Here is a 14733-nt window from a genome sequence, read left to right on the forward strand (position 1 = left end):
GATGATGACGCCATAGGCAAATGAAGGCGCGCCGCATGGTCTGATCGCTGCAATGCATTTTTAATGAAAGTTGCGTCCGCGCGGCATTACCTCAGCGGTTTCCGCCGCACCCGCATGGCGGCCTGTGGCAACCATTCGTTTTTCCAGCTCGGCCCTCTCCTGCACATTTACAAGCTTTTTCTGCCGCTGATCGGCACCCGGCCTCAGCACCTCGTCTGCCCGCTCGCAGACGCCGAAACGCCGGGCCTCGCGTTGCAGGATACCAAGCGCCGGCGTCATGTCCTCGATATGCTCTACGACGGTATGGATCACCCCGCTCTGGCTTTGCAGCCTGCCGCGGATTTTCACCAGCCGGGCGCCCATCACGACCGAGCGGTATTTGTCGAACATTTTCGACCAGACGATCACATTGGCCACGCCGGTCTCGTCTTCCAGCGTCATGAAGATCACGCCTTTGGCCGAACCCGGCCGCTGGCGCACCAGCACGAGGCCCGCGATCGTCACCCTCTTTCCGTTCGCGACCTTCAACAGATCGACATTGCGTGTGATGCCGGCCTTGCACAATTCCTCACGCAGGAAGGAGACGGGATGCGCCTTCAGTGACAGGGAGAGATAACGATAGTCCTCGATGACCTGCTCTCCCGGCAGCATTTCCGGCAGTTTCGTCACAGGTTCGGCCTGGAGGTCGACATGACGGACCTGCTCGAAAAGCGGCAGCTCTTCGGTTGCGCTCCTCACATCCAGCGCCCGCACCGCCCAGAGCGCGTCGCGTCGTGACAGTTTGAGGGATCGGAACGCATCGGCATCCGCCAGTCGCTCGATGACGGATTTCTGTAGACCGGACCGCAGCCAGAGATCGCGCACCGAACTGTAGCCTTTGCCTCGATTGCTGACGAGCCGTTCCATATCGTCTGTCGAAAGGCCCTTGATCTGCCGGAAGCCGAGCCGCACCGCATGCCGGGTCTTGATGATCTCGCGCATCTCATGATGCCGAAAATCGACGGCATTCCGATCGAAGCTGGCCTCTTCCAGAACGCAATCCCAGTCCGATTCATTGATATCGACCGGCAGGATCCTTACCCCGTGCTCGCGTGCATCCCGCACCAGCTGCGCCGGCGCATAGAACCCCATCGGCTGGGAGTTCAGCATCGCCGCGCAGAAGACATCGGGATAATAGGCCTTGAGCCATGAGGAGGCATAGACGAGCAACGCGAAGGAGGCGGCATGGCTTTCCGGAAAACCGTATTCGCCGAAGCCTTTGATCTGGTTGAAACATTGCTGCGCGAATTCCTGGCCATAACCTTTTGAGACCATTCCCTCGATGAATCGCTTCTCGAAATTGCCGATCGTGCCGGTTCTCTTGAATGTCGCCATCGCTCTGCGAAGCTTGTCGGCTTCCGCCGGTTTGAAGCCTGCGGCGGTAATGGCGATCTGCATGGCCTGTTCCTGGAACAAGGGCACGCCGAGGGTTCTTTCCAGAACCGTTTCCAGCTCCTTGCTCGGATATTTGATCGGAATGTTCTTGGCCCGCTGCTCCCGGCGCTTCAGATAGGGATGCACCATGTCGCCCTGGATAGGTCCTGGCCGCACGATCGCCACCTCGATGACGAGATCATAGAACACCTTCGGCTTAAGACGCGGCAGCATGCTCATCTGCGCCCGGCTTTCGATCTGGAAGACGCCGAGCGTATCGGCCCGGCCCATCATCTCGTAAACCGGCTCGCCTTCGTCCCCATGCTCCTTGTTGCCGAGGTCTGCGAGCGTCTTCTTCACGTCGTAATGCAATTCAAGCAGCGAGAAGGCCTTCCGCAGGCAGGTCAGCATGCCGAGCGCCAGCACATCCACCTTAAGGATCTTGACGTTATCGAGGTCGTCCTTGTCCCACTCGATCATGTAGCGATCCGGCATCGCCGTCTTCATGATCGGCACCACCTCATCGAGCCTATCGCGCGTGATGACGAAGCCGCCGACATGCTGGGTGAGGTGGCGCGGGAACCCGAGAAGTTCGGACGCATACTGAAGAACGTTTCGGGTCACCGGATCCTTGACGTCGAGACCCGCCGCCTTCGCGTCCCGCTCCGAGAGATTATCCTCCGACCAGCCCCAGACGAGGCTGCTGATCGCCGACTGGACATCCTCCGACAGCCCGAAGGCCTTGGAGACCTCGCGGCCCGCCGAGCGCGTACGGTAGGTCGTCACCCCCGCCGTCAGCCCAGCATGTTCTATGCCGTATCTTTTATAGATGAACTGGATGACCTCTTCACGCCGGTCATGCTCGAAATCGACATCGATATCCGGTGGTTCGTCCCGATCCATCGAAATGAAGCGGTCGAAGAGCAGTGTGCTTTTTTGAGGATCGACTTCCGTTATCTCGAGGCAATAGCAGATGACCGAATTTGCCGCCGATCCACGTCCCTGGCACAAGACCTTGAGTTCATAGCGAGCGTGCTGGATGATCCTATGCACCGTCAGGAAATAGGAGGCATATTTCTTATCCCCAATGAGTTTGAGCTCATAATCGATCTGTTGCGCCACCTTGGGCGGTATACCCTTGGGATAGCGTCTTGCGGCTCCCGCTCTCGTCAGCCTTTCGAGTGTCTCCTGCGGCGTTTCGCCGGGATCGTTTTCTGGCGGATAATTGTGCTCCAGTTCCTTCAGCGAAAAGGTCAGCCTGTCGAAAAATACCTGCGTATTCTCGGCCGCATCAGGATAGTCCCGGAAGATCCGGACCATTTCACGTGAATCCTTGAGGTAGCGCTCGGCATTTGGCGCCAGCAGGAATCCGGCTTGCGCTATCTGTACATGCTCCCGGATCGCGATCACGACATCCGAAAGCGGCCGGCGTTCGGGATGATGGTAAAGTGGTTGGTTGGTCGCAATCAGCGGCACACGGTTTCGGGCAGCAAGCATGGCAAGCACCGCAAAGACCTGCCTGTCGCGGCCGTCATAGGCTGGCGCCAGCGCCATAAAAAAAGCCTTGCGGAAGCGTCTGCGAAACCGTTCCAGATAATCCTCCAGCGTCGACTGACCCGCCTGATGATCGACAAGGATGCGATCGGGAACGAGGGCAAGCATCATCTCGTCCCCCCATTTCATAAGCTCCGCTTCCGTTAGAATGCAGCTTCCCTTGACCGCTTCTTCCTTCAGATTACCGGCGCTCAGAAGACGGCAAAGGTTCGCCCAGCCCCGCCGGTTACAGGGATAGGCGAGGATATCAGGCGTTCCATCGGAAAAGACGAGACGGGCGCCCGGCTGAATCCGGATGGGATCGAAGATCTCCTCCTCTTTTCCTTCCTTCTTCGCCTGGGCCATAATCGCATCCCTGTTCTTGTATCTCTCCTCAAGCTGCTCCGCCTGCGCATGCGCCCGCACGACGCCTGCAACCGAATTCCGGTCCGCAATCCCGAGACCGCCGAGCCGTAGACGAGCAGCCTGCACGACCATCTCCTCAGGGCCAGAGGCGCCTTCAAGAAACGAGAAATTCGTCCTTGTGCCGATCTCGAAGAATGCGCGCACGGTTGTCATGCGAACACGCCATGCATGAACCAGCGAGGATCAAGCTCCTGACCATAAAAGCCCCGCCGATAGATCCAGAAGCGATGTCCGGTCTCATCCTCGATACGGAAATAGTCACGCGCCTCGGCTTCATTCCCATCGATCCACCACTCCATGGCAATCCGTTCCGGCCCTTCGCTTCTTGCCACCTGATGCTGAATGCGCCGCCAGCGGAAGATCTGCGGCGGACCATCGGGCACTTCGGCAAGTATGGTCTCGACGGGCTCCGGCGTTGCAAAGAGCCGCAGCGGGCGCTCTTCGCGGAAAGGAAGCTGGATGTCCTGCGCTGCCTTCCGCCTGGGAAGGCTCTCCATCACAGGAACCGTGATGACGGCGCGTTCCGGCACATGGCTCTCGCGGAGCTGAAAGCTTTGCAGGCAATCCGCACCAAGCCGGGCCGAGACCCGGTCGACGAAGGCCGAAAGCGAGATCTCCCCCTGCCGGTCGCCCTCGAAATCACCCTGCGTCTCGTTGAAGGGATCGTGCCGCAACACATTCAACCGCAGGATCTCGAAACCATAGCCGGCATCGAGATCGTCATAGACCGCCTGCAATCGCTCGGAAAAAAGTCCGGCGATGAACTTTGGTTCGCGAAGCGGCTGCGAAGCGCCGACGGAGATACGAAAGACCCTGCCGTCGACGCGGAACAGGACCAGTTCGAACACCCGCCCGCCAGCCCCCCGCGCCTCCAGCGACGGCTGCAGCGATAAGGCGACCTGCCTGGTGACGGCAAGGATCTGCTCTTCCGTCCCGATGGGCTCGATCAGCCGGCTTTCGGCCGAGAGGCTGGCAACAGGACGCCGGGGCGAGACCGGCTCCTCTTCACGTCCCAGCGCCTGGTCGAGACGCAGAAGCAGCTCCGGGCCGAACCGGCGGGTCAGCGGCGCTCGCGGCGCATCGATGACGTCGCCGATATATTTCAGACCGAGCTTCTTCAAGGCATCGACGGTTTGTCCTTCCAGCCGCAAGGCTGCAACCGGCAAGGACATCAGCACATGTTCCGTCTCTTCGTCCTCGATCACGCCGCCTTGCCCGAAGCGGGACGCGGCCCAGGAAAGGCCGGGCGACGATGAGATCGCGCCGCGGGCATCGAACCCCATATGAAAAAGCCGCGACAGCACATCCTTGAGAAGCGCCTTTTCACCGCCGAAAAGATGGGCGCAGCCGCTAATGTCGAGAAACAGGCCGTCCTTGCCGTCAAACGCCACCAGCGGCGTATAGCGGTCACACCAGTCGGCAATTGCCTCCAGCAACCGGCGGTCGGCCGCCGGATCCTCTTCCGCGACCTCGAGCATGGGGTACATGGCGCGCGCTTCGGCAACGCCCAGATCCTTCCTCAACCCCAGCCTCTCGGCCAACTCGTCCAGTGCCGTCAGCCGCATGGCATTGTTGAGCTTGCCGGAACAGACGATAGGCGGCGTCTCAGGACGCCCTTTCGAACGCCAGGAGAGCCCCCATCGCCTGCGGGCGATGCGGTCCGTTGGCAGATGCGGGAAGCTGAGCGCCAGAATGCGCTGACTGTTCGCCTGGAGGACGAACGAGGTTTGGTTCGGCGACAGGGAGAAATTCGCGTTCATGGGGATTCCACTCCAGAAGAAAGGAGAGCGGGGCCGGACTGCGGCTCTTCTCCAGCGTCAGACGGAAAATCGGATTGCCGATGCTGCCGGAAAGTGTCGATCCATCCGGCAACGACCGCAGAGCGGACGGGGCTGGTTCGACATGCAGACGGAAGGCCGCACTGCTTGCCTCCTCCGCTCCGGCCTGACGGACAAGAAAGAGCGGACGGCGGGCGGCATGCGCCCTGAGACTGAGCCGGCGGCTTTCGGTCAGGCCGAAATGGACGGGATTGCCCCGCACTTCGAAGATGACGGCCGAGAAGGCAGCGCTTTCCACCGCCACCTCCGCCAGCCAGAGGGCCTCGTCCAGCTTGCGCGGCGCCGCATGGAGAAACCGCTCCGGGCTCAGTCCGAAATCCCGAAGCCCGGGGGCATAGGGACGGCCGGCCTCCAGCGTGCCGACGGCATCGCCGATCCAGAGCAACGGCAGAAGGCAGCCGGCATCCGCTTCCTGTTTTTGCAGCCGCGCGGCAACAGCCATCGCAAGCCCGCTTGCAGCACCGGCATCGCGAGACAGAGCGGAACGGAATTCGGTGATCGCATCGAGCGGCAGGCCGCCTTCCAGCGCCCCGTCGAGAACCTCCACCCCAAACGGCAGGGGCGGCAGCGTGCGCTCCTGGCGGGTCTTACGTCCTTCCGCCAGGGCTTCCCGTTCCGCTGCGGCAAGCGCCGGCGCGGGCCTTCCCTCCAGTCTGGCGATGGTTTCGCGGAGCGCAAAAAGCCGCTCGCGCGCCAGGGCGTGCTGCGCCATGGCGTTCTCCGATCCGTCTTGTTCCTGTTATGTTCTTATAGATTCCAGAGAGCTAATGAAGAGTCAACGGCCATTTTCTATGAAAATATTCCTGCCTTTGATTCCGCACTCGAAAATCGGCAATAAAGGTTCTATATGGGCCCGCAAAGGAAGGAATATTCATGGCCCGCATAGACCAGAGCGATGATTGGCGGGACCGCCATGCGCCGACGATCAGCACCTTCGAGTCGCTGGCCATGGAGGCCTATAGCCATTTGCCGGATGAATTTCGCCAGCTGACGACCAACCTCACGATCGAGATCGAAGATTTCCCCGATGACGACGTTTTCGAGGACATGGCGCTGGAAACCCCTTTCGATCTGCTCGGCCTTTTCGAGGGCAGGGGCATTTCCGAACGTTTCACGCTGGAAACCGGCGAGATGCCGAACCGCATCCGCCTCTACCGCCGTCCCATTCTCGACTACTGGGCTGAAAACGACGAGACACTCGGCGATATCATCACCCACGTCCTGATCCACGAGATCGGCCACCATTTCGGGCTGAGCGACGATGACATGGAGCGGATCGAGGCAAGCGCCGAGGAAGCCGCCGAGCGCTAAAACCTCACTGCTCGGAGAGTTTCATCTCAGGATCGTAGTCCTTGCCTTCGACATGCTTGACGACGGCCTGGCCGCACTGCATCGCACCGGTTGCGGCATTGAAGGCATAGGTCGGCGAGCCCTCCAGCGACCAGCCCTTGTTGAGGACGGCGGTGACCTTGTGGCAGAAGGAAGCATCGTCGGGACCGGTCAGGAAGCGGTAGAGTTTCATCACATCGTCTTTCGTGCTGCAGCCTGGCGGGCTGCGATCAGACGCGCTTTATGGACCAGACTTTCCGCCTGGACAAGATGCAGCCGCTCGACCATCCGTCCGCCTGCATTGATGACGTTCAGCCCGTCGGAGGCGGGATCGGCAAAGGCCGATATGATCGCCTCCGCTTCCGCAATCGCTGCCTGATCCGGGCCGAAATGGCGGTTGGCGGGCTCGATCTGCGCCGGATGGATCAGCATCTTGCCGGCAAAGCCCATGGCCCGGCCCTGCAGACATTCGGCATCGAAACCCTGTTCGTCCCTGAAATCGTTGAAGACGCTGTCGATCGCATCGAGCCCGTAGGCGCTGACCGCAAGGACGACCTGCATCAGCCACGGCACGAGATAGCTCCGCCCCGGCTGCGGCAGCACGCCGGTTTCCTTGCGCAGGTCGTTGAGCCCGACGACGAGACAATCGAGCCGTGAGCCCGGCGTGCGCCCAGCTTCGGCGATCGCCGCCGCATTGAGGATGCCGCGCGGTGTCTCGATCATCGCCCAGATGCGCAGATCTTCCGGTGCATCGGCCTCGGAGAGAAGGTCACTGAGCGCCACGACATCCTGCGGCTCGTCGACCTTCGGCAGCAGCACAGCATCGGGACCAAGCGCCGTCACCAGCTCCATGTCCGCCAGGCCGAAATCGGTGGACAGACTGTTGATGCGGATGATCCGCTCCTTGCCTTGGAGCGGCCGAGCCGAAAAGAAATTCCTCAGGTTGTCCCGCGCTTCCGCCTTCTTTTCCGGCGCCACGGAATCCTCAAGATCGAAGATAACCGCATCGCAATCGACCGCATGGGTTTTTTCGAGGGCGCGGGGATTGATGGCAGGCACGCTCAGCACCGAACGGCGCAGGCGGATGGAGCGGGTCGTCGGGTTTCGGCTCATGGCGAATTAGTGCCAAGCTTTGAAAGCCGAAGCAAGCAGCCCACCCCAGAACATCTAGCAGAACAACAAAAAGCCATGCTTGCCTTGCAGAGAGGAAAGAGAAGGACCACATTCCTTTCCGAAGAAAGGTCTCTAACATGCAGAACATTCGCTCCATCTTCCTCATGCTTGCCGGCGCCACCGTTTTCGTGGCCATGTTGCTTCTCACCTTTTCGGTGACGCTTGCCGTCGGCGGCATCCTGACCGTGCTCATGGTCGGACGCGCGCTTTCGATGAAGATGAAGCCCGCTCCGGTCCGCGCCAAGGCAAATAACGGTAAGCCGGAGATGCGGGTGTGGAACGACGGCCGCGGCACGATCATCGATCTCTGATCACCTTTTCGCTGAAAATTTTGGTTCGCCGAAAGATTTCGGCCGACACTGTCGGATCACGCTTCCATGCTACGTCCTTGAAGCAGCCAGGCATTCAGCCGGCGTTCAAAAAACGAATGGAGGACAAGCATGGATGCGACGACAGAGAGCAACCCGACCAAGATGCCACCGGTCAAGAACGGCCTGCTGCCCTATCTGACGGTCGATGGCGCGGTGAAAGCTGCGGAATTCTACACGAAGGCTTTCGGCGCGGAAGAGGCCTATCGCGTGCCGGTCGACGAAAACGGCAGAACGATGCATGTGCATCTCTACATCAACGGCAGCTCCCTCATGCTGTCGGATGCCTATCCCGAATTCGGCCCCTTCAAAGGCCATGAAGGCTTCGCCATCCAGCTTATTATCGACGATATCGATTTCTGGTGGGATCGCGCGGTTGCCGCCGGCGCCGAAGTCGTCATGCCGGTGGAACTGATGTTCTGGGGCGACCGCTACGGCCAGCTTCGTGATCCGTTCGGCGTCCTCTGGGGGTTGAACGCACCGTCCAAATAGGGACAGGCGCAATTGGCGGACCGCGCGAAACGTCGCGTGGCCGCCATCTGTGAAAGATTCTCCTTCATTTCGGCGAAAAACTGGACTAGATGCAAATTCAGGAAGTAGATTTGCTGAAATGGAGCATGGGTCATGGATAAATTCGTGAAGCTCACGGGCGTTGCAGCGCCCCTGCCGGTTGTCAACGTCGACACCGACATGATCATTCCGAAGGATTATCTGAAGACGATCAAGCGCACCGGCCTCGGCACCGGCCTCTTCGCGGAAGCCCGCTACAATGAGGACGGCTCAGAAAACCCGGATTTCGTGCTGAACAAGCCGGCTTATCGCGATGCCAAGATCCTGGTTGCCGGCGACAATTTCGGCTGCGGCTCCTCGCGCGAGCACGCGCCCTGGGCGCTTCTGGATTTCGGCATCCGCTGCGTTATCTCGACCAGCTTCGCCGACATCTTCTACAACAACTGCTTCAAGAACGGCATCCTGCCGATCAAGGTCAGCCAGGAAGATCTCGACAAGCTGATGGACGACGCCTCGCGCGGCTCCAACGCCATCCTGACCGTCGACCTCGAAAACCTCGAGATCACCGGCCCCGATGGTGGCTTGATCAAGTTCGATCTCGACGAGTTCAAGCGTCACTGCCTGCTGAACGGCCTCGACGATATCGGCCTGACGCTGGAAAAGGGCAAGGCGATCGACAGCTTCGAAAAGAAGAACGCCGCTTCGCACCCCTGGGCAGCCTGAGCCCTTCCAATCGGTTACCGATCAAGCCGGGTGTTTGCCCGGCTTTTTCTTTTCCGGCACATCAAAGAAATTTCTCTTTCCAGGCCTCAAGCTTTTCGAGCGACACGCCGATGCCGCCGCAGACTTCGATAAGCGGATTATCGAAGCGCTGAAGCAGCCCGGCATGCACATCGGCAACCGCAAGGGCCGCACCGCAGGCCGGCTCGACCAGAATGCGCTGCGCATCGGCAAATTTCAGGCAGGCGGCAACGGCATCGGCGTCGCTGACGACAACACTTTCGATCGGATGCTGCTTCGGCAGGTCGAAGACATGCTGCGCCACCTGCCGCGCCCCGAGCGAATTGGCAATCGAGGTAATGGCGGAAAGGGTGATACGCTCATTCGCCTTGAGGCTGGCATGAAGTGAAGCCGCCCCTTCCGTTTCGACGGCGATAACAGGTACCTCGGAGAGCCCGTTGCGCTTCAACCCCTCGACGATGCCGGCAAGCAGCCCGCCGCCGCCGACGCTGGTGACGACGCAATCGAATTTTGCCCCTTTCGCCACCACCTCGTCGATCAGCGTGGCATGGCCATCCCACAGAAGCGGATGGTCGAAGGGGTGCACATAGGTTGCTTTGCGGCTCCGGGCGAGTTCGACCGCATGGGCATTGGCCTCATCGAAAACCGAACCATGAACGAGGACATTCGCGCCCGTTGCGGCAATCGTCTGCCGTACGTCGGCCGCCGTCGTCTCCGGCACGACGATCGTGACCGGCACACCGAGCGCCCGGCCGGCATAGGCCGCCGCAATGCCGGCATTGCCGCCGGAAGCGCAGAAGATTTCGCGCGCCCCATTTTCCACCTCGTGCTGGCAAAGCCGGCCGACGCCGCGCAGCTTGAAGCTGCCGGAAGGCTGCAGCGCATCGAGCTTCAGCCAGAGCGGTTTGCCGCTGGCGCTGTAGCCAAGTGCGGTCTGGAGCAAGGGCGTATCGAGGTGGAGAGGCGCGAAAGGCATGGGAACCATCCAGGATAAAGATAGGGTCACCGTTCTAATCCGTTTGCGGACGCAGGAGCAACCGTCGCGGCGAAGAGCGAAGCGTACCGATTCACTGCTTCTGTCGCTTGAAATGCCCATTTCCGGGGTCTAAGAAACCGCAACTTGTTTTTCCCAGGAGGGTTTCATGACAGCGCGCAATCTTTTCCTGCTGCCGGGTGACGGCATCGGTCCCGAGGCCATGGGCGAGGTCCGCAAGATCATCGCCTATATGAACGAGGCGATGAATGCCGGTTTCGTCACCGACGAAGGCCTTGTCGGCGGCTGCGCCTATGATGCGCATGGCGCTGCCATCTCCGAAGCCGATATGCAGAAGGCGCTTGCCGCCGATGCCGTTCTGTTCGGCGCCGTCGGCGGTCCGAAATGGGATAGCGTGCCTTACGAAGTGCGCCCGGAAGCCGGCCTCTTGCGCCTGCGAAAGGATCTGCAGCTCTTCGCAAACCTGCGCCCCGCCATCTGCTATCCGGCCCTTGCTGCGGCCTCGTCGCTGAAGCCGGAGCTGGTCGAAGGCCTCGATATCCTCATCATCCGCGAGCTGACGGGCGGCGTCTATTTCGGCGAGCCGAAGGAAATCATCGACCTCGGCAACGGCCAGAAGCGCGGCATCGACACGCAGGTCTATGATACCTACGAGATCGAGCGCATCGCCGGCGTCGCCTTCGAAATGGCCCGCACGCGGCAGAATCGCGTCTGCTCCATGGAAAAGCGCAACGTCATGAAGTCGGGCGTGCTCTGGAACCAGGTGGTAACCGAAACGCATAAGGCGAAATATTCCGACGTCCAGCTCGAACACATGCTGGCCGATGCCGGCGGCATGCAGCTGGTGCGCCAGCCCAAGCAGTTCGACGTCATTGTCACCGACAATCTCTTCGGCGATATGCTCTCCGACGTCGCCGCCATGCTGACCGGTTCGCTCGGCATGCTGCCGTCGGCCTCGCTCGGCGCGCCCGACGGCAAGACCGGCAAGCGCAAGGCGCTCTACGAGCCGGTGCATGGCTCGGCCCCCGACATTGCCGGCAAGGGCATCGCCAATCCGATCGCCATGATCGCCTCCTTCGCCATGTGCCTGCGTTACTCCTTCAATCTGGTGAAGGAAGCCGACGATCTGGAAAAGGCGATCGCCAACGTGCTCGACAAGGGCATCCGCACCGGCGACATCATGGCCGATGGCGCAAGGCAGGTCGGCACCGTCGAGATGGGCGATGCGATCCTCGCCGAGTTCAAGGCGCTTTCCGCCTGATATTTCACGTGAAACAGTTCCGGCCCTTCGCATGATGCATGCGGAGGGCTTTTTTCTTAAGAGCGCTCGCCGGACCGGTTTGGTCGAATTATCCCAAACGGACTATTCCTAGCCACAATCTCGTGTATTTTTGCGCCGGATTTTAACGAGCGGACAAATTCGAACGGACGACGAAATGCGGGCATTTTGGGCTTCCCTGGACAGGCGCTGGCGCCGGAGCGATGCTGGCCTGCCGCCTTTGCGCTGGCAGGCCTGCCTTTTCGTCACGCTCAATGCCGTGATCCTTTCGATGCTGCTCTTCGACGCGCCGATCGGCGCCAGCGAAGTTCCCGCACCGGTGAAACACCTCGGCGAGTTGCTGACCGGTTTCGGCGATTCCGCCTGGCTGATCTACACCAGCATCCTGCTGTTCTTTCAGGGCAGGGCCGGTTACAAGCTTTTGAAGACGGCGCGCTCCAAGGCGCAGGCGCTCTATGTCAGCTGGATCGGCGCCTATCTTTTCGCCACGGTCGTTTTCTCAGGACTTCTCGCCAATCTGCTGAAACGTGCGATCGGCAGGGCGCGTCCCGATCATTTCCACGACTACGGCATGTTTTCCTTCGCGCCCTTTTCGGGCCATTCCGCTTTCGAAAGTTTCCCGTCCGGCCATTCCACCACGGTCGGCGCCTTCTTCGCCGCCTTCGCCTTGCTGTTTCCGCGCTACCGTGTTGCCTTCATCGCTTGCGCCATCTGGCTCGCCATGACGCGCGTCATGGTCGGCGCCCATTATCCGAGCGACGTCATCGCCGGCCTTGCCTTCGGCGGCTGGTTCTCGCTGCTGACGGCGATTGTCTTTGCCCGCTGCGGCTTGCTCTTCACGCTGGCGCCGGATGGCTGGCCGCTCTCGAAGCGGCTGTTTCGCACTGCATAATTCCTTAAATCGGAATCGATTTAAGGATAAAACTATGCCGCAATTCAAAATGTTACAGCGTCCTTTGCGCGTCCGAAAAGACGCGCGGCGCTGTAATATGGAAAAGCCCGGCGCCTTGTGAGCGCCGGGCCTATTTTCTCAAGCAAGGATTGGGCTCAATCCGCCGCTCAATCCATGGCGTGGATATCCCTGTTCTTCGTTTCCGGCAGGAAGATCAGGCCGATCACCAGCGTGATCGTCGCAAAGACGATCGGGTACCAGAGACCGTAGTAGATATCGCCCGCGGCAGCGCTCATCGCGAAGGCCGTCGCCGGCAGCAGGCCGCCGAACCAGCCGTTGCCGATGTGATAGGGCAGCGACATGCCGGTGTAGCGGATGCGGGTCGGGAAAAGCTCGACCAGCAGAGCGGCGATCGGGCCGTAGACCATCGTCACATAGAGGACGAGGACGAACAGCACGGCGATCGTGCCGATCCAGTTGACGCGGGCGGGATCGGCGGTCATGGCGAAGGTGCCGCCATTGGCGATGTTGTAGACCGCCATGTCGGTGACGCCATTTGCCTCATCCGCCGTCAGCAGCTTGCCTTCGACCAACTTGGCTGCCGGCATTGCTTCCTTCTCGCCGGCGCGCACGGTATCGGCGTTGAGCGCCAGTTCCGGATTGGCGGCGATGAAGACATCGAGCTTGGAATCCGGCACCTTGGCGACACCGCGCTTCAGCGGATAGCCAGCATCATGAAGCGCAATGTTCACACTTTTTTCGAAGGCCGCAGTCATGCCCTTCGCCTTGTCGCCGGCGGCAGCGACGTCGAAGCTTGGGATCGTCGCGTTGCCGACCTTTACCGTTGCCGGCTGTCCGGCGGTACCTGGCACGACGTCGTAAGGCACCGAGTTCCTAGTCAGGAACGCCGTCGCCACGTCGCAGGAGCTGGTGAACTTCGCCGTGCCGGTCGGGTTGAACTGGAACCTGCAATCGGCCGGATCAGCCGTCACCGTTGCCCGAATCGAAGCCTGAGCTTCGGCAAGCCCCGGGTTCGCCGTCCACGTCATCGCCTTGAACAGCGGATTATAGGTCACCGCCGCAATGAGAAGGCCAGCCATGATGATCGGCTTGCGGCCGATCTTGTCGGAGAGGCCGCCGAAGATGACGAAGAAGGGCGTGCCGAGGAGAAGTGAGATGGCGACCATGACATTGGCCGAGAACAGGTCCACCTTCAGCACGTTCTGCAGGAAGAACAGTGCATAGAACTGGCCGCCGTACCAGACGACCGCCTGGCCCATGGTGGCGCCGAGCAGCGCGATGATCGCGATCTTGGCATTTTTCCATGTCCCGAAGGCCTCGGTCAGCGGCGCCTTGGAGCCCTTACCTTCCGCCTTCATCCGCTGGAAAGCCGGCGATTCGTTCATCTTTAGGCGGATCCATACGGAAATGCCGAGCAGAACGAACGAGAGCAGGAACGGAATGCGCCAGCCCCAGGCGGCAAACTCAGCCGCACCCATCAGATATTGAACAAAGACGATGACGATCAGCGACAGGAACAGGCCGAGCGTCGCCGTCGTCTGGATCCATGAGGTGAAGTAGCCGCGGCGTCCGTTCGGCGCATGTTCGGCGACATAGGTTGCCGCACCGCCATATTCACCGCCCAGCGCCAGACCCTGGAGCAGGCGCAGCGCGATCAGGATGATCGGGGCTGCGATACCGATGGTGGCGGCACCCGGCAGGATGCCGACGAGGAAGGTCGACAGACCCATGATCATGATCGTCATCAGGAAGGTGTATTTACGGCCGACGAGATCGCCGAGACGGCCGAACACCAGCGCGCCGAAGGGGCGGACCAGGAAGCCGGCGGCAAAGGCGAGCAGCGTGAAGATGTTACGCGTTGCCTCGGGATATTGGGTGAAATAGGTCGCACCTATATAGGTGGCGAGCGAACCATAGAGATAGAAATCGTACCATTCGAAAACGGTGCCAAGCGACGAGGCGAAGATGACCTTCTTCTCCTCGCCGGTCATCGGACCGGCCTTCGCGCCGTCGATGCTTGCGACATTTGCCATTGTCTGTCCTCCACAGAGTGATGATCAACGCGTGCGGCCTACTTCTCCTCAAAGCATATCCCTGGCCGCGACACGCCTGACGGGAGTGTGCCAGAAACGACAGATCAAAAAGAGAGATGCTTTCGGATTATGACTTTAGTCTAATGGCGCCACGCTTTGTCATGCGCATCAAGATCTCCGCCG

The 14733-nt window shown here is 60.5% G+C and carries 13 protein-coding genes; 6 read left to right on the plus strand and 7 right to left on the minus strand.

What is annotated here, in order from left to right:
• Positions 1-60 precede the first annotated feature (60 nt).
• Genes B5P46_RS31405 through B5P46_RS35235 form a run of 3 tightly spaced genes read right to left on the minus strand, consistent with a single transcriptional unit; the run spans position 61 to position 5922 of the window.
• Entirely contained in the window at positions 61-3525 is a 3465-nt protein-coding gene (locus B5P46_RS31405) for an error-prone DNA polymerase (RefSeq protein WP_129422122.1), read from the minus strand.
• Positions 3522-5066 carry a Y-family DNA polymerase gene (locus B5P46_RS31410; RefSeq protein ID WP_281023738.1) on the minus strand — a complete coding sequence of 515 codons (1545 nt, stop codon included), beginning with the start codon at positions 5064-5066 and terminating at the stop codon, positions 3522-3524. The genes B5P46_RS31405 and B5P46_RS31410 overlap by 4 nt, the downstream gene beginning before the upstream one ends.
• A complete protein-coding gene (locus tag B5P46_RS35235; RefSeq protein ID WP_245456336.1) occupies positions 4978-5922 on the minus strand; it encodes an ImuA family protein in 945 nt (314 codons plus the stop codon). The genes B5P46_RS31410 and B5P46_RS35235 overlap by 89 nt, the downstream gene beginning before the upstream one ends.
• Positions 5923-6083: 161 nt before the next feature.
• On the opposite strand from B5P46_RS35235, the gene B5P46_RS31415 reads away from it, so the two are divergent.
• Positions 6084-6521 (plus strand): metallopeptidase family protein, encoded by a 438-nt coding sequence (locus B5P46_RS31415; RefSeq protein ID WP_003589582.1) that lies wholly within the window; start codon positions 6084-6086, stop codon positions 6519-6521.
• Between the two features lie 4 nt (positions 6522-6525).
• On the opposite strand, the gene B5P46_RS31420 is transcribed toward B5P46_RS31415, so the two are convergent.
• On the minus strand, positions 6526-6732 hold the full coding sequence (locus B5P46_RS31420; RefSeq protein WP_017966045.1) for a DUF1737 domain-containing protein: 207 nt from the start codon (positions 6730-6732) through the stop codon (positions 6526-6528).
• Positions 6732-7652 carry an HpcH/HpaI aldolase/citrate lyase family protein gene (locus tag B5P46_RS31425; RefSeq protein ID WP_129422124.1) on the minus strand — a complete coding sequence of 307 codons (921 nt, stop codon included), beginning with the start codon at positions 7650-7652 and terminating at the stop codon, positions 6732-6734. The genes B5P46_RS31420 and B5P46_RS31425 overlap by 1 nt, the downstream gene beginning before the upstream one ends.
• Positions 7653-7789: 137 nt before the next feature.
• On the opposite strand from B5P46_RS31425, the gene B5P46_RS31430 reads away from it, so the two are divergent.
• The 3 genes from B5P46_RS31430 (at position 7790) to leuD (ending at position 9313) form a co-directional block, all read left to right on the plus strand.
• Positions 7790-8023, plus strand: coding sequence for a hypothetical protein (locus tag B5P46_RS31430; protein WP_018244124.1), 234 nt, complete (start codon positions 7790-7792; stop codon positions 8021-8023).
• 129 nt (positions 8024-8152) lie between these two features.
• Positions 8153-8572, plus strand: a complete 420-nt coding sequence (locus B5P46_RS31435) for a VOC family protein (protein ID WP_129422125.1) — start codon at positions 8153-8155, stop codon at positions 8570-8572.
• Between the two features lie 132 nt (positions 8573-8704).
• Positions 8705-9313 carry a 3-isopropylmalate dehydratase small subunit gene (leuD, locus tag B5P46_RS31440; protein WP_003543984.1) on the plus strand — a complete coding sequence of 203 codons (609 nt, stop codon included), beginning with the start codon at positions 8705-8707 and terminating at the stop codon, positions 9311-9313.
• A gap of 61 nt (positions 9314-9374) precedes the next feature.
• On the opposite strand, the gene B5P46_RS31445 is transcribed toward leuD, so the two are convergent.
• Positions 9375-10307: a pyridoxal-phosphate dependent enzyme gene (locus B5P46_RS31445; RefSeq protein ID WP_129422126.1), complete on the minus strand. Its 933-nt coding sequence runs from the start codon at positions 10305-10307 to the stop codon at positions 9375-9377.
• A 166-nt stretch (positions 10308-10473) separates the two neighbouring features.
• Between B5P46_RS31445 and leuB the strand changes: the two genes are divergently transcribed.
• Positions 10474-11586, plus strand: a complete 1113-nt coding sequence (leuB, locus tag B5P46_RS31450) for a 3-isopropylmalate dehydrogenase (protein ID WP_129422127.1) — start codon at positions 10474-10476, stop codon at positions 11584-11586.
• A gap of 175 nt (positions 11587-11761) precedes the next feature.
• Entirely contained in the window at positions 11762-12496 is a 735-nt protein-coding gene (gene lpxE / locus B5P46_RS31455) for a lipid A 1-phosphatase LpxE (RefSeq protein WP_129422128.1), read from the plus strand.
• Between the two features lie 167 nt (positions 12497-12663).
• Here the strand turns inward: lpxE and B5P46_RS31460 are convergent, their stop codons facing one another.
• Positions 12664-14550, minus strand: a complete 1887-nt coding sequence (locus tag B5P46_RS31460; protein ID WP_129422129.1) for an MFS transporter — start codon at positions 14548-14550, stop codon at positions 12664-12666.
• Positions 14551-14733 lie beyond the last annotated feature (183 nt).

Source organism: Rhizobium leguminosarum (assembly GCF_004123835.1).
Classification (GTDB): Bacteria; Pseudomonadota; Alphaproteobacteria; order Rhizobiales; family Rhizobiaceae; genus Rhizobium; species Rhizobium leguminosarum_M.

What these genes read in the sequence shown, in the direction of transcription:
- B5P46_RS31405 (WP_129422122.1), bottom strand. Translation starts at nt 3,525, where the DNA reads ATGACAACCGTGCGCGCATTCTTCGAGATCGGCACAAGGACGAATTTC.
- B5P46_RS35235 (WP_245456336.1), bottom strand. Translation starts at nt 5,922, where the DNA reads ATGGCGCAGCACGCCCTGGCGCGCGAGCGGCTTTTTGCGCTCCGCGAA.
- B5P46_RS31425 (WP_129422124.1), bottom strand. Translation starts at nt 7,652, where the DNA reads ATGAGCCGAAACCCGACGACCCGCTCCATCCGCCTGCGCCGTTCGGTG.
- B5P46_RS31415 (WP_003589582.1), top strand. Translation starts at nt 6,084, where the DNA reads ATGGCCCGCATAGACCAGAGCGATGATTGGCGGGACCGCCATGCGCCG.
- lpxE (WP_129422128.1), top strand. Translation starts at nt 11,762, where the DNA reads ATGCGGGCATTTTGGGCTTCCCTGGACAGGCGCTGGCGCCGGAGCGAT.
- B5P46_RS31435 (WP_129422125.1), top strand. Translation starts at nt 8,153, where the DNA reads ATGGATGCGACGACAGAGAGCAACCCGACCAAGATGCCACCGGTCAAG.
- B5P46_RS31445 (WP_129422126.1), bottom strand. Translation starts at nt 10,307, where the DNA reads ATGCCTTTCGCGCCTCTCCACCTCGATACGCCCTTGCTCCAGACCGCA.
- B5P46_RS31460 (WP_129422129.1), bottom strand. Translation starts at nt 14,550, where the DNA reads ATGGCAAATGTCGCAAGCATCGACGGCGCGAAGGCCGGTCCGATGACC.
- leuB (WP_129422127.1), top strand. Translation starts at nt 10,474, where the DNA reads ATGACAGCGCGCAATCTTTTCCTGCTGCCGGGTGACGGCATCGGTCCC.
- B5P46_RS31430 (WP_018244124.1), top strand. Translation starts at nt 7,790, where the DNA reads ATGCAGAACATTCGCTCCATCTTCCTCATGCTTGCCGGCGCCACCGTT.
- leuD (WP_003543984.1), top strand. Translation starts at nt 8,705, where the DNA reads ATGGATAAATTCGTGAAGCTCACGGGCGTTGCAGCGCCCCTGCCGGTT.
- B5P46_RS31420 (WP_017966045.1), bottom strand. Translation starts at nt 6,732, where the DNA reads ATGAAACTCTACCGCTTCCTGACCGGTCCCGACGATGCTTCCTTCTGC.